This window comes from Streptomyces sp. NPDC029151 (genome assembly GCF_055564315.1).
Map to the genome: position 1 here is coordinate 158,767 of NZ_JBVHWQ010000007.1, position 25,578 is coordinate 184,344.

General features: G+C 72.2%; 27 protein-coding genes and 2 tRNA genes. 7 read left to right on the forward strand and 22 right to left on the reverse strand.

Features of this window, described 5'->3' with window-relative positions; all coding sequences use genetic code 11:
• Positions 1–16: 16 nt before the first annotated feature.
• From pdxT to pgsA, 10 genes are all read right to left on the reverse strand, one after another.
• Positions 17–622 carry a pyridoxal 5'-phosphate synthase glutaminase subunit PdxT gene (gene pdxT, locus ACZ4VF_RS25590; protein WP_467928804.1) on the reverse strand — a complete coding sequence of 202 codons (606 nt, stop codon included), beginning with the start codon at positions 620–622 and terminating at the stop codon, positions 17–19.
• A 23-nt stretch (positions 623–645) separates the two neighbouring features.
• The gene (gene pdxS, locus ACZ4VF_RS25595; RefSeq protein WP_014671557.1) at positions 646–1,551 is read right to left on the reverse strand and encodes a pyridoxal 5'-phosphate synthase lyase subunit PdxS; all 906 of its coding nucleotides are present in this window, start codon (positions 1,549–1,551) and stop codon (positions 646–648) included.
• A 158-nt stretch (positions 1,552–1,709) separates the two neighbouring features.
• Positions 1,710–2,141 (reverse strand): lasso peptide biosynthesis B2 protein, encoded by a 432-nt coding sequence (locus ACZ4VF_RS25600; RefSeq protein ID WP_467928806.1) that lies wholly within the window; start codon positions 2,139–2,141, stop codon positions 1,710–1,712.
• The gene (locus tag ACZ4VF_RS25605) at positions 2,138–2,371 is read right to left on the reverse strand and encodes a lasso peptide biosynthesis PqqD family chaperone (RefSeq protein ID WP_467928807.1); all 234 of its coding nucleotides are present in this window, start codon (positions 2,369–2,371) and stop codon (positions 2,138–2,140) included. The genes ACZ4VF_RS25600 and ACZ4VF_RS25605 overlap by 4 nt, the downstream gene beginning before the upstream one ends.
• A gap of 1 nt (position 2,372) precedes the next feature.
• Entirely contained in the window at positions 2,373–4,208 is a 1,836-nt protein-coding gene (locus tag ACZ4VF_RS25610) for a lasso peptide isopeptide bond-forming cyclase (protein WP_467928808.1), read from the reverse strand.
• A gap of 32 nt (positions 4,209–4,240) precedes the next feature.
• Complete coding sequence (locus ACZ4VF_RS25615) at positions 4,241–4,381, reverse strand: lasso RiPP family leader peptide-containing protein (RefSeq protein ID WP_107117974.1); 141 nt, start codon at positions 4,379–4,381, stop codon at positions 4,241–4,243.
• A gap of 218 nt (positions 4,382–4,599) precedes the next feature.
• Complete coding sequence (locus ACZ4VF_RS25620; protein ID WP_467928810.1) at positions 4,600–5,145, reverse strand: hypothetical protein; 546 nt, start codon at positions 5,143–5,145, stop codon at positions 4,600–4,602.
• A gap of 242 nt (positions 5,146–5,387) precedes the next feature.
• Positions 5,388–6,551, reverse strand: a complete 1,164-nt coding sequence (locus ACZ4VF_RS25625; RefSeq protein WP_467928811.1) for a glycosyltransferase family 4 protein — start codon at positions 6,549–6,551, stop codon at positions 5,388–5,390.
• A complete protein-coding gene (locus ACZ4VF_RS25630; protein ID WP_467928812.1) occupies positions 6,548–7,456 on the reverse strand; it encodes a phosphatidylinositol mannoside acyltransferase in 909 nt (302 codons plus the stop codon). Before ACZ4VF_RS25630 ends, ACZ4VF_RS25625 begins: the two co-directional genes overlap by 4 nt.
• Positions 7,453–8,172, reverse strand: coding sequence for a phosphatidylinositol phosphate synthase (gene pgsA / locus ACZ4VF_RS25635; RefSeq protein WP_467929170.1), 720 nt, complete (start codon positions 8,170–8,172; stop codon positions 7,453–7,455). Before pgsA ends, ACZ4VF_RS25630 begins: the two co-directional genes overlap by 4 nt.
• Before the next feature lie 248 nt (positions 8,173–8,420).
• Between pgsA and ACZ4VF_RS25640 the strand changes: the two genes are divergently transcribed.
• Together ACZ4VF_RS25640 and ACZ4VF_RS25645 are read left to right on the forward strand one after the other, a co-directional pair.
• Entirely contained in the window at positions 8,421–10,622 is a 2,202-nt protein-coding gene (locus ACZ4VF_RS25640; protein ID WP_467928813.1) for an elongation factor G-like protein EF-G2, read from the forward strand.
• Between the two features lie 213 nt (positions 10,623–10,835).
• Positions 10,836–12,482: a hypothetical protein gene (locus ACZ4VF_RS25645; RefSeq protein WP_467928815.1), complete on the forward strand. Its 1,647-nt coding sequence runs from the start codon at positions 10,836–10,838 to the stop codon at positions 12,480–12,482.
• 103 nt (positions 12,483–12,585) lie between these two features.
• On the opposite strand, the gene ACZ4VF_RS25650 is transcribed toward ACZ4VF_RS25645, so the two are convergent.
• On the reverse strand, positions 12,586–13,149 hold the full coding sequence (locus ACZ4VF_RS25650) for an HIT family protein (RefSeq protein ID WP_467928816.1): 564 nt from the start codon (positions 13,147–13,149) through the stop codon (positions 12,586–12,588).
• A gap of 67 nt (positions 13,150–13,216) precedes the next feature.
• On the opposite strand from ACZ4VF_RS25650, the gene ACZ4VF_RS25655 reads away from it, so the two are divergent.
• Positions 13,217–13,891 carry a potassium channel family protein gene (locus tag ACZ4VF_RS25655; protein WP_467928817.1) on the forward strand — a complete coding sequence of 225 codons (675 nt, stop codon included), beginning with the start codon at positions 13,217–13,219 and terminating at the stop codon, positions 13,889–13,891.
• 28 nt (positions 13,892–13,919) lie between these two features.
• On the opposite strand, the gene thrS is transcribed toward ACZ4VF_RS25655, so the two are convergent.
• From thrS to ACZ4VF_RS25670, 3 genes are all read right to left on the reverse strand, one after another.
• On the reverse strand, positions 13,920–15,896 hold the full coding sequence (gene thrS / locus ACZ4VF_RS25660) for a threonine--tRNA ligase (protein ID WP_467928819.1): 1,977 nt from the start codon (positions 15,894–15,896) through the stop codon (positions 13,920–13,922).
• A 114-nt stretch (positions 15,897–16,010) separates the two neighbouring features.
• Positions 16,011–17,228: a serine/threonine-protein kinase gene (locus ACZ4VF_RS25665; protein ID WP_467928820.1), complete on the reverse strand. Its 1,218-nt coding sequence runs from the start codon at positions 17,226–17,228 to the stop codon at positions 16,011–16,013.
• The gene (locus tag ACZ4VF_RS25670) at positions 17,225–17,791 is read right to left on the reverse strand and encodes a DUF4365 domain-containing protein (protein WP_467928821.1); all 567 of its coding nucleotides are present in this window, start codon (positions 17,789–17,791) and stop codon (positions 17,225–17,227) included. Before ACZ4VF_RS25670 ends, ACZ4VF_RS25665 begins: the two co-directional genes overlap by 4 nt.
• Before the next feature lie 168 nt (positions 17,792–17,959).
• On the opposite strand from ACZ4VF_RS25670, the gene ACZ4VF_RS25675 reads away from it, so the two are divergent.
• Positions 17,960–18,685 (forward strand): exonuclease domain-containing protein, encoded by a 726-nt coding sequence (locus tag ACZ4VF_RS25675; RefSeq protein WP_467928823.1) that lies wholly within the window; start codon positions 17,960–17,962, stop codon positions 18,683–18,685.
• A gap of 55 nt (positions 18,686–18,740) precedes the next feature.
• On the opposite strand, the gene ACZ4VF_RS25680 is transcribed toward ACZ4VF_RS25675, so the two are convergent.
• From ACZ4VF_RS25680 to ACZ4VF_RS25705, 6 genes are all read right to left on the reverse strand, one after another.
• Positions 18,741–18,812 (reverse strand) — tRNA-Val (locus ACZ4VF_RS25680).
• A 39-nt stretch (positions 18,813–18,851) separates the two neighbouring features.
• Positions 18,852–19,259, reverse strand: coding sequence for an SRPBCC family protein (locus ACZ4VF_RS25685; RefSeq protein ID WP_467928824.1), 408 nt, complete (start codon positions 19,257–19,259; stop codon positions 18,852–18,854).
• A complete protein-coding gene (locus ACZ4VF_RS25690; protein WP_467928825.1) occupies positions 19,148–20,002 on the reverse strand; it encodes an extracellular solute-binding protein in 855 nt (284 codons plus the stop codon). Before ACZ4VF_RS25690 ends, ACZ4VF_RS25685 begins: the two co-directional genes overlap by 112 nt.
• Complete coding sequence (locus tag ACZ4VF_RS25695; RefSeq protein WP_467929171.1) at positions 19,921–20,940, reverse strand: alpha/beta hydrolase; 1,020 nt, start codon at positions 20,938–20,940, stop codon at positions 19,921–19,923. The genes ACZ4VF_RS25690 and ACZ4VF_RS25695 overlap by 82 nt, the downstream gene beginning before the upstream one ends.
• Before the next feature lie 466 nt (positions 20,941–21,406).
• Positions 21,407–21,478: transfer RNA gene (locus ACZ4VF_RS25700), tRNA-Val, on the reverse strand.
• Between the two features lie 84 nt (positions 21,479–21,562).
• Positions 21,563–22,033, reverse strand: a complete 471-nt coding sequence (locus ACZ4VF_RS25705) for a TIGR02611 family protein (protein ID WP_467928827.1) — start codon at positions 22,031–22,033, stop codon at positions 21,563–21,565.
• A gap of 191 nt (positions 22,034–22,224) precedes the next feature.
• Between ACZ4VF_RS25705 and ACZ4VF_RS25710 the strand changes: the two genes are divergently transcribed.
• Both ACZ4VF_RS25710 and ACZ4VF_RS25715 read left to right on the forward strand, forming a co-directional pair.
• Positions 22,225–22,638, forward strand: a complete 414-nt coding sequence (locus ACZ4VF_RS25710; RefSeq protein ID WP_004002642.1) for an SsgA family sporulation/cell division regulator — start codon at positions 22,225–22,227, stop codon at positions 22,636–22,638.
• Positions 22,639–22,968: 330 nt separating this feature from the next.
• A complete protein-coding gene (locus ACZ4VF_RS25715) occupies positions 22,969–23,529 on the forward strand; it encodes a CGNR zinc finger domain-containing protein (RefSeq protein ID WP_467928828.1) in 561 nt (186 codons plus the stop codon).
• 69 nt (positions 23,530–23,598) lie between these two features.
• Here ACZ4VF_RS25715 and ACZ4VF_RS25720 read toward each other — a convergent pair whose 3' ends face one another.
• Both ACZ4VF_RS25720 and ACZ4VF_RS25725 read right to left on the reverse strand, forming a co-directional pair.
• Positions 23,599–23,772, reverse strand: coding sequence for a hypothetical protein (locus ACZ4VF_RS25720; protein WP_467929192.1), 174 nt, complete (start codon positions 23,770–23,772; stop codon positions 23,599–23,601).
• 132 nt (positions 23,773–23,904) lie between these two features.
• On the reverse strand, positions 23,905–24,369 hold the full coding sequence (locus tag ACZ4VF_RS25725) for a hypothetical protein (RefSeq protein WP_467928830.1): 465 nt from the start codon (positions 24,367–24,369) through the stop codon (positions 23,905–23,907).
• Positions 24,370–25,033: 664 nt separating this feature from the next.
• Here ACZ4VF_RS25725 and ACZ4VF_RS25730 point away from each other — a divergent pair.
• On the forward strand, positions 25,034–25,561 hold the full coding sequence (locus ACZ4VF_RS25730; RefSeq protein WP_467928832.1) for a DsbA family protein: 528 nt from the start codon (positions 25,034–25,036) through the stop codon (positions 25,559–25,561).
• The last annotated feature ends 17 nt before the right edge of the window (positions 25,562–25,578 follow it).

Sequence of the window (25,578 nt, forward strand, 5' to 3'; positions counted from 1 at the left end):
GGGACCCCCGGAGATCCTACAAGGACTCCGGTGCCCGGGTGGCGCGCACCATGTCGACGAAGAGCGCGTGCACGCGGTGGTCGCCGGTCAGTTCCGGGTGGAACGAGGTGGCGAGCGCGTTGCCCTGGCGTACGGCGACGATGTGGCCGTCGTGCTCGGCGAGCACCTCGGCCCCGGCGCCCACGGACTCCACCCAGGGCGCGCGGATGAAGACGCCCTCCACAGGATCGCCCGGGACGCCCCGCACGTCGACCGTGGCCTCGAACGACTCGTTCTGCCGGCCGAAGGCGTTGCGGCGCACGATCATGTCGATGCCGCCGATGGTCTCCTGGCCCGAGCGCGGGTCGAGGATCTTGTCGGCGAGCATGATCATGCCGGCGCAGGTGCCGTAGACGGGCATGCCGTCCCGCACGCGCGCGCGGAGGGGCTCCATCAGGCCGAACAGGACGGCCAGCTTGGAGATGGTGGTGGACTCGCCGCCGGGCAGGACGAGACCGTCGACCTCGGCGAGTTCCTCGGGGCGCCGCACCGGCCTGGCCACGGCGTCGGCCGCGGCCAGGGCGATGAGGTGCTCCCGTACGTCGCCCTGGAGGGCCAGGACGCCTATGACAGGAGTGTTCATGGGGGTGTCGTTACCTGTGTGGGTCACCAGCCGCGGTTGGCGTACCGCTCGGTCTCGGGGAGGGTGTCGCAGTTGATGCCGACCATGGCCTCGCCGAGGTTGCGGGACGCGTCCGCGATGATCTTCGGGTCGTCGTAGAAGGTGGTGGCCTTCACGATGGCGGCGGCGCGCTTGGCGGGGTCGCCGGACTTGAAGATGCCGGAGCCCACGAAGACGCCCTCGGCACCGAGCTGACGCATCAGGGCGGCGTCGGCCGGGGTGGCCACGCCACCGGCGGAGAACAGCACGACGGGGAGCTTGCCCAGCTCGGCGACCTCCTTGACCAGCTCGTACGGGGCGCGCAGCTCCTTGGCGGCGGCGTACAGCTCGTGGTTGTCGAAGCCACGCAGGCGGGCGATCTCGTTCTTGATCTGGCGCAGGTGGCGGACGGCCTCGACGACGTTGCCGGTGCCGGCCTCGCCCTTGGAGCGGATCATCGCGGCGCCCTCGGCGATGCGGCGCAGGGCCTCGCCCAGGTTGGTCGCACCACAGACGAAGGGGGTGGTGAAGGCCCACTTGTCGGAGTGGTTGACCTCGTCGGCCGGGGTGAGCACCTCGGACTCGTCGATGTAGTCGACGCCGAGGGACTGCAGGACCTGGGCCTCGACGAAGTGGCCGATGCGGGACTTGGCCATGACCGGGATCGAGACGGCGTCGATGATGCCCTCGATCATGTCCGGGTCGGACATGCGGGCCACCCCGCCGTCCTTGCGGATGTCGGCCGGGACCCGCTCCAGGGCCATGACGGCGACGGCGCCCGCGTCCTCGGCGATCTTCGCCTGCTCCGGCGTGACGACGTCCATGATCACGCCGCCCTTGAGCTGCTCGGCCATGCCGCGCTTCACGCGGGCGGTACCGGTCTCGGGAGCCTGGTTCTCGATGGTGGACACGGGTGACCTCACTGACGGGAAAGAGGGTTTCTGCACCGATGAGGAAACGCGAATGGACCAGGCCACAGCAAGGGCCAATGGAAACCCTGTGGATCCTTTTGGTTCGGGCCGCGCCCGGTTGCCGCCCCACCGTGCGCGGTTCCCTCCCCCGCGCCGGGTCAGCGATGCGGGTCGTGGGGCACCGGCGGGATGGACATCAGGGTCTTGAAGTGGCCCTTGGGGTGGCCCTCTCCGACGAGCCGGCCCTCGGCCTCGACCCAGGCGTGGGCGGCGAAGGGGTGGGTGCGCACGCCGGTGCACCAGGTGGGCCAGGCTCCGCGCACCCGGCAGAGGAGGGCTGTGGCTATCGAGCGTTGCAGACAGCCCTGTCCGGCACAGCGCAGGCTGACGGACACGACCGCCTCGCGGGCCGAGAGCGCCTGGGCGACCGTCGCCGGCGCCGCACCGCGGCGGGCGAATTCCAGGACCGCGCGCAGCCGGGCGGGCTTGGCTTTGGCCAGCAGCCGGGCGACACCCACGACCAGCAGGGGGACCACACGGCGGTGAGGGGGGAGCCTGCGCCGTTCCTCCAGTACGACGGACATGCTCACGAGATCACCAGCTTCGCGCCGCTCAGCCGCTCGATCACGGCGGTCACGTCGCGCTCGGCCTGCCCGCGGCCGATGCCGTACCGGTCCGCGAGTTCGGCGGCGATACCGGCGGCCTCCTGCCCGTCCAGCAGTCCCTGGAGCACGCGGGCTCCGGTCTTGTTCAACTGCCAGTACCGGCCGGTGCGTTCGTTGAGCAGTACCGTGCCGTCGTCGGTGGCGGTGCTGATCACATCAGGATGAAGACGCACGGGCGTCGGACCTCCAAACAGGGGTGGGTCGGGTGGCGGCACGCAGCCAGGTCTCGCAGCCGATCAGGGGTTCCAACGCGATGCTCGTGGCGTTGTCCGCCTGCGGTGCCAGCAGCCGGGCGCGCAGTTCGCCGGTGTCGATCAGTCCGTGGGCGGCCAGGGCCGAGTCCTCGAACAGCTCCAGGATCCTGGCCATGTTGTGGCGAAGTCCCCGGTTGGCCTCGTCGCTGAACTCGCCCTTGGTGGAGCGGCCCAGCACGGCCTCCGGCACGAGGCCGCGCATCGCCTCTGCCAGCAGCGGCTTGTACCGCCAAGGCCCGGCGTGTTCGTGCACCCGGACCGACAGGACGGCCTCGACCACGCGGTCGTCGAGGAACGGCGAGTCGAGCTGCACGCCGGCGTCGGCGAACACACGGGCCAGCAACCGGTACCAGGGGGCGCTGGTGCGCATCGCGAGGAGCAGCTGGTGCTGGGCCAGGTCGCCGGAGAGCGGCCGCACGGTGCTCGCGGTGTGCCGCAGGGCCTCGCGGGTCGCCTCGATCGCCGCGTCGGTGGCCCACGCCGGTGCCCGCATCGGCCACACGCCCCACCCGAAGGCGGGCCGGCGCCGGGGCGGGGGCGGGGCGGTGAGCCCGTCGGCCTGGGCCCGCCACCAGTCGGCCTCGTCACCGGGGCGTGCCAGCGCGGCGAGGGTGGGCAGCACGGGCCAGCGTTTCAGGGCGGCGTGGCCCCGGACGTGCCTCAGGGCGGTCAGCGGGCGGCGCCGGAGCAGTCCGTGCAGGTATCCGGGGAACGGCGTGAACAGCTCGTCCCCGCCGTGTCCCGCGAGGTGCCGGCGCGAGCCTGTGCCGGCGAGCAACCGCGCCGTGTACCGGGTGCGGGCTACGGTACGGACGAAGGGGTAGGCCTCCTCGGTGTCCACCGGGCGGTCCGCGTCGGTGAACAGCTGCGGGAGTTCGCCGGGGGGTACGACGAGATGCTCGGCGCGGTCCAGAAGACCGATGGCGCGGGCGGCGAAGGCGGCGTCGTCGTTGCCCGCCTCGGCCTCACCCCACCGGAAGGTCACCAGGTCCGGCACGCTGCGCGCGGCGAGGAAACACAGCGACGTCGAGTCCATGCCGCCGGACAGGTCCGAGCTGAGCCGGCCGCGGTCGGGGGCGCGCTCGTCCAGGGCGGCGACGAGGGCCTTGCGGACGGCCGCGGCACCCTCCGCCAGGGACAGTTCCGGAGCCGGCGGCCGCCACCATCGCGCCTCACGCACCCGGTCCCGCTCCCACACCAGGCAGTGGTCCGGCGCCGGCGCGGAGATCCCGGACCACAACGGCCGGTCGGCCAGCGGGGGCGGCAGGAATCCTCCGGTGGCCACACGGAGGGCCAGCGCCGTCTCGTCGATCCCGGCGCCGGTCATCGCCGCGAGCACATCGGCCCGGTCGGCGGCCACGTCCACCTGGCGCAGCCGGGCGTGGAAGACCCGGCGCAGCCCGGTCACGCTGCCCTGGAGGCGGACCTGTCCGTCGACGGACACCGCCACATGGCAGGAACCGGGCAGGGCCGCCGCCACCGCGTCCACGTCGGACACCTGCCGGACCCGGGCGGCGAGTTCGGTGAGCCGGGAGGCGGTGACCGGGCAGACCCCGATCACCGCCAGGCGCACCGGGCCCGCGGTGACCACGGTGATGTCACCGGACGGCCACCGGCCCACCAGCCACGGCCGTCCCGAGGCATGCGAGAACTCCTGCGGCGACTGCCATGGAACGGCCGCGCGAGCCTCGCCCGCGGCCGCCGTGTCAGGCAGGACCACGAACCCGGTGCTACTCATCGCTCAGCTCTCCGAGAACCGACAACCGAGGATCAGAAGCCGCCCGAGTAGTGGCCGAAGATGTCCTTGCCCCAGCCGATGAAGCCCAGGGTGTCCTCGTTGAACTCCCCGACCTCCACCACGGTCGGCGGCTCGTACGGCTCGGAGTTCGAGATCTCGATGTTCTCGTTCATAACGCCCTCCTCAGTCACTTGAAGCAGCTGGTCAGCTACTCGGCAAAATCGTACGTATGACCGAAGGGGGTGATCAATCCGTTTTCCACTCACGTCGCAGGGGCCCCTGGAGACGACCACAGCCACCGGCTGGATCGCCGGTGGCCTGGGGAAATGATCATGGCGGGGTCAGGGGAAGCTTTCGCTCCGCTGTCTTACGGATGGCTTGAAATCGAGGCTCAGGCCCTCGAACGGTCCGTCAGCGCGGCCGGCGGCTCGTCGTCCATCTCGAAGGCCAGGGGGAAGGGGGCGTGGCCGGCCAGCCGGAACCAGCGGACCTTGCGGTGCTCGCGGAGCCTGCGGGCGGCGCCCACGGCGTCGTTGTGGAAGCGGCGGGCCATCGGCACCCTGCGGACCGCCTCGGCCAGCTCACCGGCCGCCTCCTCGCCACCCGGGGCCTCGCGTACGGCCTCCACCTGGGCCGGGTCCCCGAAGACCGCCCTCAGCGTCTGGCTCAGCTCGCTCTCGGCGACCTCCCGGTGCTCCTCCGCGGCCTGCCGGGCCGCGTGCGCGGCCTCGTACAGCACGATCGAGGCGGCCGGGTCCAGCACGCCCGAGGTCGCCAGTTCCTGCGCCACGGAGGCCCGCCGCAGCAGCTGCGCGTCGAGCGCGGCCCGGGCGGCGTCCATCCGCACGTGCAGCCGGTCCAGCCGCCCGGCCGTCCAGCTGAGGTACACGCCGATGGCGACGAGTGCGACGAGGATCCAGATGAGGGTTGCGGTCACGCCGGAAGGCTATCGGCTGCCACCCCACGCCCCCGCGCCGGTCAGCGCCTCGGCGCCGACGGGGGCGGCCGCGGGAGGCACACGCTGTCGGTACCGGGGAAACAGCTCCCCGCTGCCGGGGAAACAGCTCCCCGATGCGGGGGAAACAGCTATCGGCGCACACCCCGGGACCGACGAGACCCGCTGCCGCATGCCGGCCGCAGCCCGCCCGGAGCCCCCTGGTCGGTCCCCCGCCGGCCCCGTCAGTCCCGCGCCAGCCCGAACCGCGCCCGCAGACCCGTCGCCCGCTCGTCCGCGCCGACCGCCGCCGCGCCAGCCGTGACCGTCTCGTAGACGGACAGGATGTCCGCGCCGACGGTGGACCAGTCGAAGCGCCGTACGTGGGCGCTGCCGCGTTCGCGGAGCAGGGCCCGGCGGGCGGGGTCCGCGAGGAGCCGTACGGCCGCCTCGGCCAACGCGTCGGCGTTCTCGTTGGCGAAGACCTCGCCGGCCTCACCCTGGTCGAGGACCTGCACGAACGCGTCCAGGTCGGAGGCGAGCACGGGGGCGCCCGCCGACATCGCCTCGACCAGGATGATGCCGAAGCTCTCGCCGCCCGTGTTGGGCGCGACGTACAGGTCGACGCTGCGCAGGAGGCGCGCCTTGTCCTCGTCGCTGATCATGCCGAGGAACTCCACGCGCGAGCGCAGCTCCGCCGGCAGCTGCTCGAGGGCCGCCTCCTCGTCGCCACGGCCCGCGACCAGCAGACGGGTCTGCGGCCGGGCGGCGAGGATCTTCGGCAGGGCCTGCATCAGCACGGGCAGGCCCTTGCGGGGCTCGTCGATCCGGCCGATGAAGCCGATGGTGTCGCCCTGCCACCGCGGGTCGGGCTCGGCCCTGGCGAAGAAGTCGACGTCGACGCCGTTGGGGATGACCACCGCGTCCCCGCCGAGGTGCTCGACCAGCGTCCGCCGGGCGTACTCGCTGACCGCGATCCGCGCGCTGATCTTCTCCAGGGCGGCCTGCAGGATCGCGTACGCGGCGATCATCGCGCGCGAACGCGGGTTGGAGGTGTGGAACGTGGCCACGATCGGACCGGACGCCGCCCAGCAGGTCAGCAGGCCCAGCGACGGCGACGTCGGCTCGTGGATGTGCACCACGTCGAACTTGCCCTCGTGCAGCCAGCGCCGCACCCGCGCGGCCGACAGGAAGCCGAAGTTCAGGCGGGCCACCGAGCCGTTGTACGGCACCGGGACCGCGCGGCCGGCCGAGACGACGTACGGCGGCAGCGGGGTGTCGTCGTCGGCCGGGGCGAGGACGGAGGCCTCGTGGCCGAGGCGCAGGAAGTACTCGGCGAGGTCGCGGATGTGGAACTGGACGCCACCGGGCACGTCCCAGGAGTACGGGCAGACGATCCCGATTCTCACGCGGGTCCCTTCGCGGGGTCGAGGTCGGCGAGCCAGAGCCGCTGGAGCATGTGCCAGTCCTCCGGGTGCTCGGCGATCCCGGAGGCGAAGGCGTCGGCCAGGGCCTGTGTCATGACGGACGTCTTCTCGGCCCGCCCGCCCGACTCGGGGACGTCGACCGGCGGATGCACCCGGCCCTTCATGACCGGCGAGTCGTCGTACCAGAGGGTGACGGGCAGCAGCAGCGCGCCGGTGTGCTGGGCGAGCAGCGCGGGGCCGGCGGGCATCCGGGCCGTCTCCCCGAAGAAGTCGACCTCGACGCCGGAGGCCGACAGGTCGCGGTCGGCGACCAGGCAGACCAGGCCGCCGTCACGGAGCCTGCGGGCCAGGGTGCCGAAGGCGGAGCCGCCGCTGTGCGGCAGGACCTCCATGCCGAGGCCCTCGCGGTAGGCGACGAAGCGGTCGTAGAGCGTCTCCGGCTTCAGGCGCTCGGCGACCGTCGTGAACGGTGTCCGGAGCTCGGTGGTGACCCAGGCGCCGGCCAGGTCCCAGTTGGCCAGGTGCGGCAGCGCGAGGATCACACCCCGGCCGGAGGCGAGCCCGTCGGTCAGGTGGTGGACGTCCTTCGGGTCGAAGCCCGTCCGCACGCGCTCGGCGCTCCACGCCGGCAGCCGGAAGGACTCCATCCAGTAGCGCAGGTACGAGCGCATGCCCGCGCGGGACAGCTCGGCGAGCCGCTCGGGAGTGGCGTCGGGCACCACGCGCGCGTAGTTGGCCTCCAGGCGCCGCACGCCCTTGCCGCGCCGCTTCCAGGCGAGGTCGGCGATGGTCCGGCCGAGGCGCACCGCGGCCGGCTCGGGCAGCTTCTTGACGGTGCTCCAGCCGGCGCCGTACAGCGCGTCGGTGAATCGGTCGGCGGCGCTCACTGTGCCGCCTCGCTCGCGCCCGCCCGCGCCGCCGCCTCCGCCTCGGCGGACTCGCGGCGGACGGTGACGACCCGCTGGACGAGCGTGACCAGGCTGCCCACGGCGACGATCCACAGCGCGATCGGAAGCAGCCACTGGATGCCCGGCACACCGAACGTGTGCAGACCCGCGAAACCGGCCGCGACCAGCGAGATCACCAGTCGCTCGGCGCGCTCCACGAGCCCGTTGACGGCGACCGGGAGCCCGATCGACTCGCCGCGCGCCTTGGTGTACGACACCACCTGGCCGCTGGCCAGGCAGAAGATCGACACCGCGCACAGCACGTTGTCGTCGCCCCGGCCCGCGTACCAGAGCGCGAACCCGCCGAAGATCGCTCCGTCGGCGACCCGGTCCAGGGTGGAGTCCAGGAACGCGCCCCAGCGGCTGGAGCGGCCCAGCTGGCGGGCCATGTTGCCGTCGACCAGGTCGGAGAAGACGAACAGGGTGATCACGACCGTGCCCCAGAAGAACGCGCCCCGGGGGTAGAAGACCAGCGCGCCCGCGACCACACCGGCCGTGCCGAGGAGTGTGACCGTGTCGGGGCTCACGCCCCGGCGGATGAGAAACGCGGCGAACGGTGTGAGGACACGCGTGAAGAATGCACGCGCGTACTTGTTCAGCATGGCCTTCCCGACGGTCGGTGTCGCCGCGGCCCTGGTGGCCTCCGGCTGGCCCATCGTAGCCACGCGCGTGCGTGCGTGGCTGGCGGGCACCCACAGCCGCGTCGGGAAGCGGAGCGCGTCCCCGCGCGGGACCGCGTGACGCGGACGGTGTCCGGTGCGCACCCTTCGTAGTCCTTCGTATGGACGGCACGTGACGGGAGTGGAAAGCTCGAATAACCGCGGGCGTCGCCGGAGCCGCCTCAGCACGCGGATCCCGCGTGTCCGCGCCCACAGTGACCTCACCGTGCACGGGAGGCAGGATCATGGGCGACAAGGCACAGACACACCACCCCGGGGCCGCCGGCAGGGCTCTGGCGGCCGACCAACCCGCGTCCGTACGCAATGTGGTGCTGGTCGGCCACTCCGGATCGGGAAAGACCACCCTCGTGGAAGCCCTCGCGCTGACCGCGGGGGCCGTGAACCGCGCGGGCCGCGTCGAGGACGGCGCCACCGTCTCCGACTACGACGACATCGAGCACCGGCAGCAGCGCTCCGTGCAGCTCTCCCTCGTGCCGGTCGAGTGGGACGGCATCAAGATCAACCTCCTGGACACCCCCGGCTACGCCGACTTCGTCGGGGAGCTGCGGGCCGGTCTGCGCGCCGCCGACGCGGCCCTGTTCGTCGTCTCGGCCTCGGACGGGATCGACGGCTCCACCCGCATGGTGTGGGAGGAGTGCGCGGCCGTCGGCATGCCCCGCGCGATCGTCGTCACCCACCTGGAGGCCGCGCGCGCCGACTTCGAGGAGATGACCCGGACCTGCGCGGAGGCCTTCGGCGGCGACGACCCCGACGCCGTCCTGCCCCTCTACCTGCCGCTGCGCGGCCCCGAGGGCCCCGACGGGCACGCGCCCGTGACCGGGCTGGTCGGGCTGCTGTCGCAGAAGCTGTTCGACTACGCGACCGGTGAGCGCAAGGAGTCCGAACCCGGCGAGGACCAGCTGCCGGACATCGAGGAGGCCCGTAACCGGCTGATCGAGGGCATCATCGCCGAGAGCGAGGACGAGACCCTGATGGACCGCTACCTCGGCGGCGAGCAGGTCGAGGTCAAGACGCTGATCGAGGATCTGGAGCGGGCCGTGGCACGCGGGTCCTTCTTCCCCGTGCTGGCCGCCGCCCCCGCCGCCGAGGGCGCCCGGCAGGGCCTCGGCACGGTCGAACTGCTCGAACTGATCACGCGCGGTTTCCCCACCCCCTTCGAGCACCCGCTCCCCGGGGTCACCACCGTCGACGGCGCACCCCGCGAGCTGAAGCCGTGCGACACGGCCGGCCCGCTGGTCGCCGAGGTCGTCAAGACCTCCTCCGACCCCTACGTCGGCCGGCTCTCCCTGGTCCGCGTCTTCTCCGGCACCCTGCGCCCCGACCAGACCGTGCACGTCTCCGGGCACGGCCTCGCCGACCGCGGACACGAGGACCACGACGTCGACGAGAAGGTCGGCGCGCTGTCCATGCCCTTCGGCAAGCAGCAGCGCCCGGTCACCCACGCCGTCGCCGGCGACCTGGTCTGCGTGGCCAAACTCGGCCGCGCCGAGACCGGCGACACCCTCTCGGCCAAGGACGACCCGCTCCTGGTGGAGCCCTGGCAGATGCCCGACCCGCTGCTGCCGCTGGCCATCCGCGCGCACAGCAAGGCCGACGAGGACAAGCTCTCCCAGGGCCTGTCCCGGCTGGTCGCCGAGGACCCGACCATGCGCCTGGAGCAGAACCAGGACACCCACCAGGTCGTCCTGTGGTGCCTGGGCGAGGCGCACGCCGACGTCGCCCTGGAACGGCTGCGCAGCCGTTACGGCGTCCAGGTCGACGTCGTCCCGCACAAGGTCTCCCTGAGGGAGACGTTCGCGACCAGGGCCACCGGGCGGGGCCGGCACGTCAAGCAGTCCGGCGGCCACGGCCAGTACGCCATCTGCGAGATCGAGGTCGAACCGCTGCCGGGCGGCTCCGGCATCGAGTTCGTGGACAAGGTGGTCGGCGGCGCGGTGCCCCGCCAGTTCATCCCCTCCGTCGAGAAGGGCGTACGCGCCCAGGCCGCCAAGGGCGTCGCCGCCGGCCACCCCCTGGTCGACGTGCGGATCACGCTGCTGGACGGCAAGGCCCACTCGGTGGACTCCTCCGACGCCGCGTTCCAGACCGCGGGCGCCCTCGCCCTGCGCGAGGCCGCGGCGGACGCGAGGATCCATCTGCTGGAGCCGGTCGCCGAGGTGACCGTCCTGGTCGGCGACGAGTACGTGGGCGCCGTGATGAGCGACCTCTCCAGCCGCCGCGGCCGGCTGCTCGGCACCGAACAGGTCGGCACCGGACGGACCCTGATCCGCGCCGAGGTACCCGAGTTCGAGATCGGCCGGTACTCCGTCGACCTGCGCTCGCTCTCGCACGGCACCGCCCGCTTCGACCGGAGGTACGCCCGGCACGAGCCGATGCCGCCGCAGATCGCCGAACGCGTCCGCGAGCAGGCCGGGGACGACGTGTAGCGCGCAGGCGCGCGACCCGGCGCACAGGCGGGCGGCTTCGGCCGTCCGCCCACGCGTGTCAGTGCCGGCGGATACGCTGATCACCGGATCACGTCGTGCGGCGGCCGTCCGCCGGAACCGGCCGGTGCGGGCACGGCGACCGGTCCAACAGGTGTGCGCAGCAGGGAAGTCGGGAAGGCCGCAGGCACGGCACCGGCGGCGATGGGGGCGGGAATGTCGTTTGGAACGGAGTGGGACGGGCCCCAGGTACCCGTCTCGGGCGACGAGGGGCAGGCGGCGACCGCCGCGCTGGCCTCCGCGGCGTACCGGGACAGCCCGATCGAGGAGATCAAGAAGGCCGACAACGAGTGGCACCAGTCGACCGTGAAGGCCGGCCGGATGAAACTGTTCCGGCCCAATCTCGGCGAGGCGTTCTCCCGTGCCCTCGTGGACCGGATGCTCGCCCCCGGCCGCAAACCGCTCATCCAGTCCTTCGGTTCCGAACCGCAGTTCGTCGTCGAGCACGCCCTGGCCGCCAACAACATCCGCCGGGAGCGCGACAACCGGCTGACCGCCATCACCGTCGTCTGCGGCCTGCTCTTCCTGCCCGGGATGCTGGTGTGGCTGCTCGTCTTCCAGGTGCGCTCCCTCGTCGCCAGACGTGACGACAAACGGGCCGGCCCCCTCGCCACCATGCTCCTCCTGGGCGTCGGCCTGCTCGGCGCGCTGTTCCTGGTCAAGATGCCGTTCAGCGGTTTCTGGGCCTGGTACGCCCGGGCGGCCGTCGTCGTCCCCGTCCTCGGCTGGTACTGGGCCAAGCAGATCTGCGAGCGCACCGCCGGGGACCTCCGGGCCCGCTGGGAGGGCCTGCTCTCCGGCACCAGTGTCGGCGCCAAGGTCCCGGAGGCCGTCCCGCGCGGCCCCAACCAGACCGCCGCCGAGGCGCTGCGCCAGTCCCTGGCCCGGCTGAGCGCCGAGCAGCAGTCGAACTCCGTCTTCTACGCCGGTCCCAAGGGCATACTCGGCATGGGCACCCGCTGGGGCGCCTGGCAGCTCGCCGAGGACCTCGTCCCCGCCGACCCCACCCGGGAGATCCACCCCTTCCGCAGCTGGGACGTCATACGCGCGATCCACGACCAGCTCACCCTCCTGGAGCGCGGCCCGCTCAACACCGGCGGCTTCCCCAAGCCGTCGATACGGCACTGGATCGTCACCCCCATCGGCGAGAAGGCCACGGCGGTCTCCCGGCCCGAGGGCACCGACGTCGAGGCCTTCCAGGTCAAACCGCACGCCATACAGGAGATCTGCAACAAGCAGCAGTTCGGCAGCGGCGACCGGCACTACCTGGGCGTGCAGTGGACCCTCTGGGACGGACAGCTGGTCATCACCATGCTGATCACCGTCACCGTGCTCCACGAGACCCTGCGCATCGAGGTCACCGGACACGCGCTGGGCCCGGTGAACTCCCTGTTCACCAGCAAGCCGGAGGCGCCGACCAAGGAGGTCGCCAAGTCCCTCAAACCCTGGGAGAACCGCACGATCAAGCTGCCCCTGGTCCCCACCGACGAGGTCGTGCGCCTCGCCGTGCGGGCCCCGCTGACCTGGTACCCGCCGCTGCTGAACTGGCTCGGCGGCTCATTGGGCCTGCCCGAGCCGTTCGGTCTGCGCCACGCCTGGGCCGACCAGCCCTGGCGCCACCGCTTCATGGCCGACGACGCGCTCCGCGCGGCCACACCGGTGCTGCGCGTGGTCCACTCCGCCGCGATCAAGGTCCTGGAGGAGAACGGCGTGAACACGGAGAAGTTCGGCGCCCGCTCGGCGTTCCTCAGCGGCAACGTCCAGGACCCGACGCCGAGGAAGGCCGACCTCTACGACGCGTAGGCCGCCGGCGTACGGCCGGCCGGTGCGGGGTCCGGAGGCGCGACGCCCCAGGTCCCCGCACCAGCCGTGGACGGCCGCGTCCTCGCCCGCCGGACGGGGCTGTTCACTCCGCCGTCGGCCAGGCCTCCGCCAGCATCTTCCGGGTGTCCGCCAGCAGCTGCGGCAGTACCCGTGTGTGGCCCACCACCGGCATGAAGTTCGTGTCGCCGCCCCAGCGGGGCACGATGTGCTGGTGCAGGTGCGCCGCGATCCCGGCACCCGCGACCGCGCCCTGGTTCATGCCGATGTTGAAACCCTGCGCCCCGGACGCCGTCCGCAGCGCCGTCATCGCCTGCTTGGTCAGCTCCCCCAGCTCGGCGGTCTCCGGACCGGTCAGATCCGTGTAGTCGGCCACATGACGGTACGGCACGGTCATCAGATGCCCACCGTTGTACGGGTACAGGTTGAGCACCGCGTACACATGCTCACCGCGCCGGACGACCAGCCCGTCCTCGTCCGACTTGGCCGGGATCGAGCAGAACGGGCAGCCGTCGTCGGCCCCCGGGCCGGTCGGCTTGTTCTCGCCCTGGATGTACGCCATCCGGTGGGGCGTCCACAGGCGCTGGAACGCGTCCTGCGTCCCCACTCCGATCTGCTGCTCCGGCTCACTCGTCATGCTAGGCAGCATATGGCTTCACCCCTTCCCGGCGTGTCGCCGGGGCTGCCCGCCGGTACTCTCCGGCCAAGCTTGGCCGGTGGACGCCGACAGCCGCGCACGGCGCTGGGAACGCTGGCAGGGGCGCGCCGCGCTGCCCCTCGGCGTCGCGTCGCTGCTCTACCTCGCCGGCTACGCGACGCACGTGCTCGCGCCCGGCCTGCCCCCGTTCGTACACGACGTCCTGCGGGCCGTCACCGGCGCCGCCTGGGCGGTCTTCGTCATCGACTACGCGGTGCACTGGCGGCTCAGCGGCCGCGGACCCGGCTTCGTCGCCCGCCACTGGCTGGACACGCTCGTCATGCTGCTCCCCCTGCTGTGGCCGCTGCGCATCGTGCGGCTCTACGACGTGGTCCTGCGGCGGCGCGGCCGGCCCCGCCTCACCCTGCACGCGCGCGTGGTGCTCTACGCGGGCCTGTCCGCGCTGCTGCTCGGCTTCTCCGGCGCGCTCGCGGTGTACCAGCAGGAACGCGGGGCCCCGCACGCCACGATCCGCACCTTCGGGGACTCGGTGTGGTGGGCCGCCTCGACCCTGTCGACCGTCGGCTACGGCGACGTCACCCCCGTCACGCCCCGGGGACGCACGATCGCCGTCGGCCTCATGATCTGCGGCCTCGCCCTGCTCGGCGCGGTGACGGGGTCGGCCTCGTCGCTGTTCCTCCAGCGGTTCTCCCTGGAGGATGACGCGGACAGGGAAAAGCCCCCGGGACCGTGATCCCGGGGGCCGTCGGCGGTCAGGCCGTTCAGACCTGGGCCCGCTCCCCGACCACCTTCGCGATCTTCGCGATGGCCTCGTCGAACGGGATGCCGTTCTCCTGCGAGCCGTCGCGGTAGCGGAAGGACACCGAGCCGTTCGACATGTCCTCGTCGCCCGCGATGACCATGAAGGGGACCTTCTGCTTCTGGGCGTTGCGGATCTTCTTCTGCATGCGGTCGGAGGAGGAGTCCACCTCGACGCGCAGGCCCTGCTTCCTGGCCGCCGCCGCGAACTTCTCCAGGTACTCCACGTGCGCGTCGCCGATCGGGATGCCGATCGCCTGGACCGGGGCCAGCCACGCCGGGAAGGCGCCCGCGTAGTGCTCCAGCAGGACGGCGAAGAACCGCTCGATGGAACCGAACAGCGCGCGGTGGATCATGACCGGGCGCTGCTTGGAGCCGTCCGGGCCCGTGTACTCCAGGTTGAACCGCTCGGGCAGGTTGAAGTCGAGCTGGATGGTCGACATCTGCCAGGTCCGGCCGATCGCGTCCTTGGCCTGGACGGAGATCTTCGGGCCGTAGAAGGCGGCGCCGCCCGGGTCGGGCACGAGGGGCAGGCCCTGCTTCTCGGCGACCTGGCGCAGCGTCTCGGTCGCCTCCTCCCAGACCTCGTCGGAGCCGACGAACTTCTCCGGGTCCTTGGTGGACAGCTCCAGGTAGAAGTCGGTCAGACCGTAGTCGCGCAGCAGGCCGAGGACGAAGGTGAGCGTCCGGTCCAGCTCCTCGGACATCTGCTCACGGGTGCAGTAGATGTGCGCGTCGTCCTGCGTGAAGCCGCGGGCGCGGGTCAGGCCGTGCACGACGCCCGACTTCTCGTACCGGTACACGGTCCCGAACTCGAACAGGCGCAGCGGCAGTTCGCGGTAGGACCGGCCGCGCGCGTCGAAGATCAGGTTGTGCATCGGGCAGTTCATGGGCTTGAGGTAGTAGTCCACGCCCTCGTCGAGCTGCATGGGCGGGTACATGCCGTCGGCGTACCAGTCCAGGTGCCCGGACGTCTCGAAGAGCTTCCCCTTCGTCGCGTGCGGGGTGTAGACGAACTCGTAGCCCTCCTCCTCGTGGCGGCGGCGCGAGTAGTCCTCCATCACGCGGCGGACGATGCCGCCCTTGGGGTGGAAGACGGCCAGGCCGGAACCGATCTGCTCGGGGATGGAGAAGAGGTCCAGCTCGCTGCCGAGCTTGCGGTGGTCGCGCTTCTCGGCCTCGGCGAGGAAGTCCAGGTACGCCTTCAGCTCGTCCTTCGACGGCCAGGCGGTGCCGTAGATGCGCTGGAGCATCGGGTTCTTCTCGCTGCCGCGCCAGTAGGCGGCCGCGTTGCGCATCAGCTTGAACGCCGGGATGAGGCGGGTGGAGGGCAGGTGCGGACCGCGGCACAGGTCCTTCCAGCACAGCTCGCCGGTCTTGGCGTCCAGGTTGTCGTAGATCGTCAGCTCGCCGGCGCCGACCTCGACGTCCGCGCCGTCGTCGCTGGAGGCGGAGCCCTTGAGGCCGATCAGCTCCAGCTTGTACGGCTCGTCGGCCAGCTCCTCCCGGGCGGCCTCGTCGGTGACGACGCGGCGGGAGAACTTCTGCCCGCGCTTCTGGATCTCCTGCATCTTCTTCTCGATGGCCTTGAGATCCTCCGGCGTGAACGGCCTCTCGACGTCGAAGTCGTAGTAGAAGCCGTCCTTGACGGGCGGGCCGATGCCCAGCTTGGCCTCGGGGAAGAGCTCCTGCACGGCCTGCGCCATGACGTGCGCGGTGGAGTGGCGCAGGATGTTCAGGCCGTCCTCGGACGCGATCTCGACGCCCTCGACCTCGTCGCCGTCGGACAGCGCGTACGTGAGGTCCTTCAGCTCGCCGCCCACGCGCGCGGCGATGATCGAGCGCTCGCCCGCGAAGAGGTCGGCGGCCGTAGTGCCCGTCGTCACCACGCGTTCTTCCCGCTCGGAATCGCGTTGGATGATCACACGGACGTCTGACACCGGTCTCTCCTGACTGAAGGTGGGGTGCGGCGCCATACCAGGAGCGCGCGCACAGGCGATCGTACCGACCCGACGGCACCGACCGCGAAACGGTCACCCTCGGTCGCCCCTCCCTCACGCTTCCCCGGGCGCCTCCTCGAAGTAGTCGAGGTTCTCCTGCAGGGATTTCAGCAGCCGGTCCCGCTCCCCCTCGTCCACCTGCACGGGGACGACTCCGCAGGCGCCGGTGAGCCTGCGGAAGCCGCCCCGGCGCTCCAGCCGGCCGTTCAGGCGGACGGGGAGTCCGACGAGGTGGGCGTGGCCGGCGATGCGGTAGTCCTCCTCGTCCAGGGTGACGCGCAGGTGCGGGACGTCGGCGCCGGCGAGGACGCGCAGGCGTACGGTGCCCGCGCCGCCGGGTCCGGAGCGGCGCATGCGGACGACGGCGCCGGTGACGCGGACCGGGACCGAGGGTTCGGCGCGGAGGTAGCGGGCGGCGGCCTCGCGGAGGGCGGGCAGGTCACCGGGTGAGAACTCGACGGGTTCGGCGGAGGGGGCGCAGCCGTCGGGTGTGCCGGCGCCGGGTGCCCAGGCGACCGCGACGCGGGCGCCCTCGGTGCCGCGCACGAGGGCGGTGAGCGCCTCCGTCAGCTCGCGGCTGACGCCGGCCTCGACGGCACCGTCGAAGGCGTCCATGCCGCCGGTGGCGCGCCGGTAGTCGATGGCCTCGCGGGCGGCGTGCAGGGCCTGGTGGAGACGGACGGCGAGGGGACGGTGGGTGGGCACGGGTGCGAACGCGGTGAGGGTGCGGCCCTCGGCGGCGGGGCCGACCAGGACGTCGGCCAGGAGAGCGGCGGCGGGGCGGCGGTGGCGGGCGCCGTGGTAGCCGGCACGCGCGTACGTGGCGAGGGCGGCGGCGAGGAGCGTCTGACGTGCGGCGCCGCGCAGCTGGTCGTCGGCGCCCCAGGGGGCGGCGCCGGCGGGTCCGGCGGGGGTGTCGCGCCACCAGCGGATCTCGTCGCTGGGGACGGCGAGGGAGATCAGTACCTCGCGCGCCGAGGGGTCGGGGTCGCGGGTGAGGGCGTCGAGGACCTCGCCGAGCAGGTCGTCGCTGTCGGGGAAGGCGCGGCTCTCGGGGACGAGGAGGCTGGTTCCGGCGCCGCCGGGGCCGGGCGGGGTCCAGCGGCCGTAGCGCCCGGGGGCTCCGCCGCGCCGCTGCCAGCCGTGACGGTGCAGCAGGGCGCCGAGGACGGCGGGGTCGACGTCGGCCGGCCGCGGGGGCCGGTTCCAGGGGAGGTCGCCGGGGTACGGCCGGAGCTGCCGTACCGGCTCCTCGTGGGGACGGTTCCTCATGGTCTGCCTCCCGTCCCGACCCGCGTCATGATCTCGCAGAGCGCCCGGTCGTCGAAGATGCGCGAGGTCGGTATCCGCACGGTGGTCCGGTGCCGGCCGGTGACGGGGTGGCCGGCGAGGTTGGTCCAGTAGCAGCAGTGCCTGAGGTCGAGGCGGTCGTGGCCGGCGCGCAGCCAGTCGTCCTGGACGCGCGGCACGAGCATGACGACGAGGATCTTGTGGACCGAGACGGGGGTGCGGGCGAGCTTGCGCAGGTGGTCGTTGTCGAGGGTGAAGGAGAAGAAGCGCCCCGGTGGGTGGGGGGCGATCTGGTACGTGGCTTTGAGCTGCACCTTGATGGTCACCTCGTCGTCGACGGTGTGTCCGGGTGCGCTGTGGCTGACGTGCCAGTCGATGCCGTTGTCCGGGAAGGGCTGGGACAGCGAGCAGCCGGCCGCGGCGGCGACCGCGTGGAGGTAGCCGACCTGCAGTGTCTCCATGCAGGCGGTGGTGGCGAGCGTGCCGCGAAGGGTGCCCGGGCTTCCGGGCAGCAGCCCGCCCCGCTCGGGCTGCGCAATGGCCATGACCAACAGCCTTCCCAGACAAGGTTTTCCCCGCTGCGGGTCGCTGAACTGCAAAGACCCGTATTCCTGTTGTCTCCTCCCGGCGTACGGCGCAAACGGCCCGGGTATCACCAAACGGGCGGAAGACGGAACGTCATGTCCCGTCGGTGAACGAGGAGTTGGGTTGGAATGACGACCTGGTACGAGGGGCCGCTGGCCGCCTTCGACACGGAGACGACGGGCGTGGACGTCGAGACCGACCGGATCGTGTCGGCCGCCGTCGTCGTCCAGGACGCGCCGGGGACCCGGCCCCGGGTCTCCCGCTGGCTGGTGAATCCGGGGGTGCCGGTGCCGGAGGCGGCGACGGCGGTGCACGGGCTGACGGAGGAGCACCTGCAGCACAACGGGCGCTGGCCGGCTCCGGTGGTGTACGAGATAGCGGAGCAGTTGGCGGAGCACGCGGCGTTGGGGCGGCCGCTGGTGGTGATGAACGCGCCGTTCGATCTGACGCTGCTGGACCGGGAGTTGCGCCGGCACCGGGCGTCGGCACTGGACCGCTGGTTCCAGTCGGTGCCGTTGCGGGTGCTGGACCCGCGGGTGCTGGACAAGCATCTGGACCGCTACCGCAAGGGCCGGCGGACGCTGACGGACCTGTGCGCGCACTACGAGGTGCCGCTCCAGGGCGCGCATGACGCGGCGGCGGACGCGCTGGCGGCGCTGGAGGTCGTACGGGCCGTCGGCCGCCGTTTCGCGACCCGGCTGGAGCGGCTGTCCCCGGCCGAGCTGCACACGTTGCAGGTGAACTGGCACGCGGCGCAGGCGCGGGGGCTGCAGGCGTGGTTCGCGCGCAGTGGTTCGGAGGAGATCGTCAGCACGGAGTGGCCGCTCAGGCCGGAGCTGCCGGCGGCCGCGTGACGTCCCCGGCGGCATGAAGAAGGCCGGTCCGCTGCTGCGGACCGGCCTTTCCCGGTGGGCGATACTGGGTTCGAACCAGTGACCTCTTCGGTGTGAACGAAGCGCTCTCCCACTGAGCTAATCGCCCGGGAACGCACTGAACAATACAGGTCCCGAAGGGGTTCGTTCAAACCGCTTCCAGCCGGCGCAGCAGTCCGCGCCGGCCGGCCCGCATCATCAGCCGGTGGTTGAGGCGGAAGAGCGGCCGTCCGGGTACGGCGAGCCACCGGAGCAGGGGCTTGCGTACACGGACGTCCTGGTCGTACCGGGCGAGCGTGCCGGGGCCGCCGGGGACGACCGTCCAGCGGGCCCAGCCGTCGAGGTCACCGGACAGGACGACCTCCAGGACGCCGGCGGCCGGGTCCCTGCGGACCTCCCGCACGCCGGAGGTGAGGCTGTACGGCAGCGCGGACCGGACGGTGATCACGCCGGTGCCGTCGTCCCGGCGGACCGCCGCCCGCACCTGCGGCCACCAGTGGGGGTAGTCCTCGGCCCGTTCCAGCGCCGCGTAGACGGCGGCCGGCGGGGCGGGCACGGGCCACAGGCTGCGGAAGCGGTAGTGGTTCCAGTCCATGGGACGAGTGTGGCGCGAACCGGTGCATAAATCTGAGTACGCGTACTCATGCGGCGGATCGTGGCCGGCGTCACACTGGGGGCGCGAGCGCCGCCGCCCGTGCAGCGGCGCTCCCCAGTCCCCGTCGGACCGGCATCCGGTCGCCGAGGAGCTGCCGGCGACCAGGGTGGCCGGTCCGGTGAGCTTCTCGGTCTTCCAGGGGAGGACTCCGTGTAGCCGTCGGAGCCGTAGGACTTGGCCCAGAGGCGCTGGGCGGGGGCGGCGAGTTGCAGCCTGCACCTGCGACTTCGGACCGACGGAATTCCTCGCTTGTCGTACTTCCGCAGGAAAGTGACGGCGTATTGGAAAACGTCCGGGGGATTTCCGTCGGTGGCCTGGATCTGGGACTTCTCCCAGAACGACTGGTACGTCTGGAAGTGCGTTCTGACCCTGATCCCGGGGTGCTTCTCCTCGAAGAGCGCAATGGACTGGTTGATTTTCTCGACCCGCTCCCGGCAGCACACCACAAGTGACGGATCGCCACCACCCTGTTTCCGGAACCGCTTTCCCTCCACGGCCGACCGTCGCCGCGAGCCCGAGCGTGGCCGCCGAGACCCCGGCGCGGACCGCCGGCCAGGCAGGCTCAGCAGGGCAGGGACGCCAGCCAGGTGAGCAGGATCCGGTTCGTGTCGTCCGGGCGTTCCTGCTGGACGAAGTGTCCGCATCCGTCGAGGACGTGCGAGCCGCGGAGTCCGGGCAGGGTCTCCGGGTACGCCTCGACAGCGTCGGCCAGCCAGGAGAGGGAAGCGTCCTGGGCACCCCCGACGAAGAGTGACGGCTGCTCGATCGCGGCGCCCGCGAAGCCGGCCAGGTCCGCCCAGTCCCGGTCCATGTTCCGGTACCGGTTCAGGGCCCCGGTCAGCCCCGTCCGCTCGAACTCCCCGGCGAGGACGTCGAGGTCCCGCTCCCCCAGCCAGGACGGCAGCACACCGGCGGGGAAACGTTCGCGCATCGTGCCGCCGGCGCCGACGAAGTGCGGGTCGGGGGCGCCCGGCGCGGGCATGGTGTCGGCGGACAGGGCCGCGTAGAAGCCGGCGAGCCAGCCCCGCACATCCGGTTCCATCTCCGCCTCCGCGCGGCCCGGCCGCTGGAAGTACGACACGTAGAACTCCTCGCCGGTCCCCTCCCCGGCCATCCTCGCGAAGACCTCGCTGGGCCGCGGGCCCCCGGGCGGGGTGTAGGGCACGCCCAGCAGCCCCACCGCCCGGAACACGTCCGGCCTGGTCAGGGCCGATACGGCGGCGATCGTCGCCCCCCAGTCGTGCCCGACGACCACGGCCTGGCGCTCGCCCAGCGCCTCCACCACGGCGACGTTGTCCGCGACCAGGTCGAGCATCCGGTACGCGTCCACGGACCCCGGCCTCGACGAGCGGCCGTACCCCCTGACGTCGATCGCCACCGCCCGGTAACCGGCGGCCGCGAGCAACGGCAACTGGTGCCGCCAGGCGTACCAGGACTCCGGGAAACCGTGCAGGAGCAGCACGAGGGGGCCGTCGTCGGGGCCCTGCTGGACGAGGTGGGTGCGGCCTGCGGGGGTGGGGAGGAGGAGGTGGCGGACGGGGGTGTGCGGGCGGTCGGCGACGAGGGCCTGGTTGCGCTCCAGGGCTGGTGCGTGGTCCGGGGTGGGGATGGGTGCGCGGTCGGGGGCGGGGGCCTGCGTGCGGTCCGGGGTGTGGGGCGACAAGGGGCCTCCTGGGATGGTGGGGGCTGCTGGGTGGTCGCTGGGAGGGGGCCGGGCGGGTTCCGCAGGACGATCATCCCGTGAGCGGACGGGCGGGCACGAGGGTTGTTGCCGGTTCGGCAAAAAGGGGATGCGGTATGGCCCGTCCTGGTGGGGGAGCTTCGCCGGGTCGCCCGAGAGGTGGCCGACGAACCGCTGGGGAGCTGTCGCGGTGGGGCACCGCGGTGAGGCTGCTGCGGTGGCGGGTCGCGGTACGGCCGCCACGGGGGCGGGAGCTGCGTGGAGCCGCCGAGGGTTCCCCATGCGGCGGTACCGCGGTTCAGTCACCGCAGAGGCGCGGATACGCCGACGGCCCACCTGCTTCTCGCAGGTGGGCCGTCGGTCCGGGTGGGCGATACTGGGTTCGAACCAGTGACCTCTTCGGTGTGAACGAAGCGCTCTCCCACTGAGCTAATCGCCCGGGCGCAGGAAGAACATTACCCCATGTCAGGGGGTGCTTCCGACCAGGGGCCGGGCGGCGGACGGCACTCGCGCCCGGGCCGCGTCACTGGTCCTTGATCTTCCAGGGCATGACGAGGCCGAACTTCCACAGGTAGATCCCGGCGAGCACGCCGATGATCACCAGGCCGATCACGGTGAGGGTGATGTTGCGGCGGCGCACCTTGGGGTCGAGGGCCCGCTGGGCCGCCTCGGTGACCTTGCGTTTGGTCCAGCGGAGCACGAGCTGGGCCCAGACGAACTCGGTCGCCCAGATCGCCATGCCGCCGAAGATCACCACCCAGCCGGGACCGGGCAGGGGCAGCATGACGATGCCCGCGCCGACCACGGCGAGGCCGACCACGAAGACCCCGACCTGCCAGCTCAGGTGCAGGAGCCGGCGGGCCTTGACGAACTCCGGCGCGCGTGAGCCGAGCCCGCGCTCGTCGTCCTGCCCGGCCTCGGTCTCGGACCGAGGCGTTCCCGCCTTGTCTGCTGCCACGGCGACCTCGCCCGGCTCGTCACTCCCCGTATTCATACAGACAAACCCTACCCGAGTGAATCCGGTCACCGGAATGGCGGCACGACTGGTACGAGTTCTCGGCCGTAAGAGGTACCTAAAGACACGCAAAACCCTCAGAGGGGTTTACAACGGCACCGTAGGTGGCATGTCGATTTCGCCGACGTGCGAATCCCCGAGCGCACACTGAGCGAAAGGCCCTGGCGCTTATGAACACCACGGTCAGCTGCGAGCTGCACCTGCGCCTCGTTGTGTCGAGCGAGTCCTCCCTGCCTGTCCCCGCAGGCCTGCGGTACGACACGGCCGACCCCTACGCCGTGCACGCCACCTTCCACACCGGAGCCGAGGAGACCGTCGAGTGGGTGTTCGCCCGCGACCTCCTCGCCGAGGGGCTTCACCGGCCCACCGGCACCGGCGACGTCCGCGTCTGGCCATCGCGCAGTCATGGCCAGGGCGTCGTGTGCATCGCCCTCAGCTCCCCGGAGGGGGAGGCGCTGCTGGAGGCCCCGGCGCGGGCCCTGGAGTCCTTCCTGAAGCGAACCGACGCCGCCGTGCCGCCCGGCACGGAGCACCGCCACTTCGATCTGGATCAGGAGCTGTCGCACATCCTGGCGGAGAGCTAGGCCGCGGCCCTTGGAAGCAGCCCGGCGCCGTCCACTCGGGGAGACGGCTCGGGCCAAGACAACCGCATACGGCACAGGCCGTCGCCGTCACCGTGAGTGCTCACGGTGACGGCGTCGGCATGTGACCGAACGCTGCGGAGCGTGTGCGGCCGACTGCGCTCGGTGCGGACCGCGGGGGCGGGAACCCGGGAGGGTTCCGGAGCGTTCTCCCGGCAGGCCGGGCCGGGGGACCCAGGTCGGTCACGGACGGGTGCGGTGGGCGCGGTTGTCGCTACCATCGGCCAGCATCGGCGGGCGCCCGCGCCCGACCCTCAGGCCAGGGAGCGAAACGTGCTGATCACCCACGACACCCGGTGCGCCCTCGACACCGTGGTGGATCTGGTGAACACCGCGCCGGAGGACGACGCGGCGGCGGACGGACTGCCCGATGTCCCGGCCCTCGCGGATTTCGTGCGGAACCACAAGATGAGCGACGTCGGTGTGCTGTCGGAGTTCGACCTCTCGGCCGTCCGCAGGGTCCGGGGACGGTTCGCGTCGATCTTCGCGGCGCCGGACTCCCGGTCCGCGGCCATGATGATCAACGAGTTGGTCGCGGCGGCGGGCACGACGCCGCAGCTGACGGACCACGACGGCTACGACTGGCATGTGCACTACTTCGCGCCGGGCGCGTCCGTGGCCGACCACCTCGCCGCCGACTGCGGGATGGCGCTCGCCTTCTTCGTGGTGGCCGGGGAGCGGGAACGACTGCGGCGCTGTGAGGCACCGGACTGCCGGCGCGCCTTCGTGGACCTGTCCCGCAACCGCTCGCGCCGCTACTGCGACAGCCGCACCTGTGGAAACCGGCTGCATGTCGCCGCCTACCGGGCCCGGCGCAAGGAGGCGGCCGGCTGAGTCGCACGTGCATGCCCGGCCGGTGCGACGTCGGTCCCGGCGGGTGACGCCGGGACGGACGCGTACGGCTCATAGCAACAGCAGATCGTGCAGCGCAGCCATGAGCAGCAGACACCCGATCACCGCCAGGAAGATCATCAGCGGTGGCTGGGAAAGGGCGAAGAGGCACCCGCGCGGCTCGTCCTTCGGCGGCGTGGCCTCGCTCTGTGTCGTGTCCAGCATCTCGCGCAGATCATGACGCACGCCGCACCCCGGCCGCGATCAGCGCACGGGGATCTTGCGGGAGTTCGCCGATACGGCGAGGTCTCGTTCGGCTGGTGAACGATTCCGGACGCCGGGGGACACACTGTGTCGTTTCACCGAGTCATGTGACTGTCATATGCCGTGCTTCTTGAGGATCGCCTCGATGTCGCTGAAGTCCTCGGCGGAGTCGGCGGTCCGGGGAGCGGGAGAGGGCCGCGCGCCGGGGCGGGTGGCGCCGCGGGCGGTCCCGCCCAGGGACGGCGCCGAGGCCGTGGGCGCCACCGCGTCCCGCCCGGCCCGCTCCGCCCGCCCTGCCGCCTTGCGGTCGGCGCCGGCGCCTGCGCGCCGCCGCTCCACGGCGCGCGTGCCGGCGAACAGCAGCCATGCCGCGCCCAGGAGGCCGAAGCCCGCCCAGGCGGTGGGGCTGAGGGCGGTGTCGGCCAGCCAGCCGACGACTCCGGTCATCACCAGGCCGATCGGCACCAGTGAGTAGGCGGCGAGGCGGGCCGCCGCCAGGAAACGCTTGCGGTAGGCCGTGACCACCGCGATACCCAGGCCCGCCGCGGACACGGCGGAGCAGACTGTCTCGGCGATCATCCGGTCCTCCTGGCAGGTCGTCTCGTCGCTTCCATCGTGCACCGCCGGATCCCCTCGATGCCATGCTCCAGCGGGACATCAGGGACATCTCCGGGTCGCCTCCGGGTCGCGTCCACCCGGTGTGCCGACCGCCTCCCCCGCGTGACTGGCCGCGGGTGCTGATCCTCTCCCGAGGGCCGCTCCCCTCCGTAGGCCAGCCTCCTTCCGGCAGGCCGGCCCCCTCCGGCTGACCGGTCCTCCCGAGTGCCGGCCCCTCCGGAGCGCTGCCCCCTTCCAGGGCGCCGGCCCCCTCCGGCGTACCGGCCCTCCCGATTGCCCGCCCTCTTCGACGTACCGGCCCTCCAGACGGCCGGTCCCCTCCGACGTACCGGCTCTCCCGACGGCCGGTCCCCCCGACGTACCGGCCCTCCCGACGGCCGGTCCCCCCGACGTACCGGCCCTCCGACGGCCGGTCCCCCCGACGTACCGGCCCTCCGACGGCCAACCCCTCCGGAGCACATCCCCCTTCCCCCCGAGCACCGCTCACCGTTCGCCCGGAGCGCCGGGCCCCTCCCGGGTGCCGGCCCCGCCCCGCGTGCTGGTCCGGCCCGTCGATGCTGGTCGCGCCCCCGGCCGCCGACGTCTCGATTGGGTCGCCCGCGCCCGGCCTGGAAGACTGGTGGGCATGAGCGACTCCTCCCCCGCACGCACCGATGCCCTCGTCGTCGACGTCTGGTGCGAACTGCAGTGCCCCGACTGCCGCACCGCCCTGGACGACGTCCGCGCCCTGCGCGCCCGCTACGGCGACCGGCTGGAGCTGCGGCTGCGGCACTTCCCGCTGGAGAAGCACAAGCACGCCTTCGCCGCCGCCCAGGCCGCCGAGGAGGCACTGGAGCAGGGCAAGGGCTGGCCGTACGTGGAGGCCGTGCTGGAGCGGGTGGCGGAGCTGGACCGTCAGGGAGAACCCTTCCTGATCGAGGTGGCCCGGGAACTCGGGCTGGACGCCGAGGAGTTCGACACCGCGCTGATCGACGGCCGGCACATCCTGGCCGTGGACGCGGACCAGGCCGAGGGCAAGGCGATCGGTGTGACCGGTACTCCGACGTACGTCATCGACGGCGAACGCCTCGACGGCGGCAAGAGCCAGGAAGGGCTGCGCGCGCGCATCGAGGAGATCGCGGACCGCCTGCTGGCCGACCGCGACGGCCGTTGATCACCGCGAGCACCGAG

Bases quoted from the DNA above. Each gene is read 5' to 3' on its own strand.
- pdxT (WP_467928804.1), bottom strand. From the start codon at position 622: ATGAACACTCCTGTCATAGGCGTCCTGGCCCTCCAGGGCGACGTACGG.
- ACZ4VF_RS25610 (WP_467928808.1), bottom strand. From the start codon at position 4,208: ATGAGTAGCACCGGGTTCGTGGTCCTGCCTGACACGGCGGCCGCGGGC.
- ACZ4VF_RS25615 (WP_107117974.1), bottom strand. From the start codon at position 4,381: ATGAACGAGAACATCGAGATCTCGAACTCCGAGCCGTACGAGCCGCCG.
- pgsA (WP_467929170.1), bottom strand. From the start codon at position 8,172: ATGGGCCAGCCGGAGGCCACCAGGGCCGCGGCGACACCGACCGTCGGG.
- ACZ4VF_RS25640 (WP_467928813.1), top strand. From the start codon at position 8,421: ATGGGCGACAAGGCACAGACACACCACCCCGGGGCCGCCGGCAGGGCT.
- ACZ4VF_RS25645 (WP_467928815.1), top strand. From the start codon at position 10,836: ATGTCGTTTGGAACGGAGTGGGACGGGCCCCAGGTACCCGTCTCGGGC.
- ACZ4VF_RS25650 (WP_467928816.1), bottom strand. From the start codon at position 13,149: ATGCTGCCTAGCATGACGAGTGAGCCGGAGCAGCAGATCGGAGTGGGG.
- ACZ4VF_RS25665 (WP_467928820.1), bottom strand. From the start codon at position 17,228: ATGAGGAACCGTCCCCACGAGGAGCCGGTACGGCAGCTCCGGCCGTAC.
- ACZ4VF_RS25670 (WP_467928821.1), bottom strand. From the start codon at position 17,791: ATGGCCATTGCGCAGCCCGAGCGGGGCGGGCTGCTGCCCGGAAGCCCG.
- ACZ4VF_RS25675 (WP_467928823.1), top strand. From the start codon at position 17,960: ATGACGACCTGGTACGAGGGGCCGCTGGCCGCCTTCGACACGGAGACG.
- ACZ4VF_RS25690 (WP_467928825.1), bottom strand. From the start codon at position 20,002: ATGCGGACACTTCGTCCAGCAGGAACGCCCGGACGACACGAACCGGAT.
- ACZ4VF_RS25705 (WP_467928827.1), bottom strand. From the start codon at position 22,033: ATGAATACGGGGAGTGACGAGCCGGGCGAGGTCGCCGTGGCAGCAGAC.
- ACZ4VF_RS25710 (WP_004002642.1), top strand. From the start codon at position 22,225: ATGAACACCACGGTCAGCTGCGAGCTGCACCTGCGCCTCGTTGTGTCG.
- ACZ4VF_RS25725 (WP_467928830.1), bottom strand. From the start codon at position 24,369: ATGATCGCCGAGACAGTCTGCTCCGCCGTGTCCGCGGCGGGCCTGGGT.
- ACZ4VF_RS25730 (WP_467928832.1), top strand. From the start codon at position 25,034: ATGAGCGACTCCTCCCCCGCACGCACCGATGCCCTCGTCGTCGACGTC.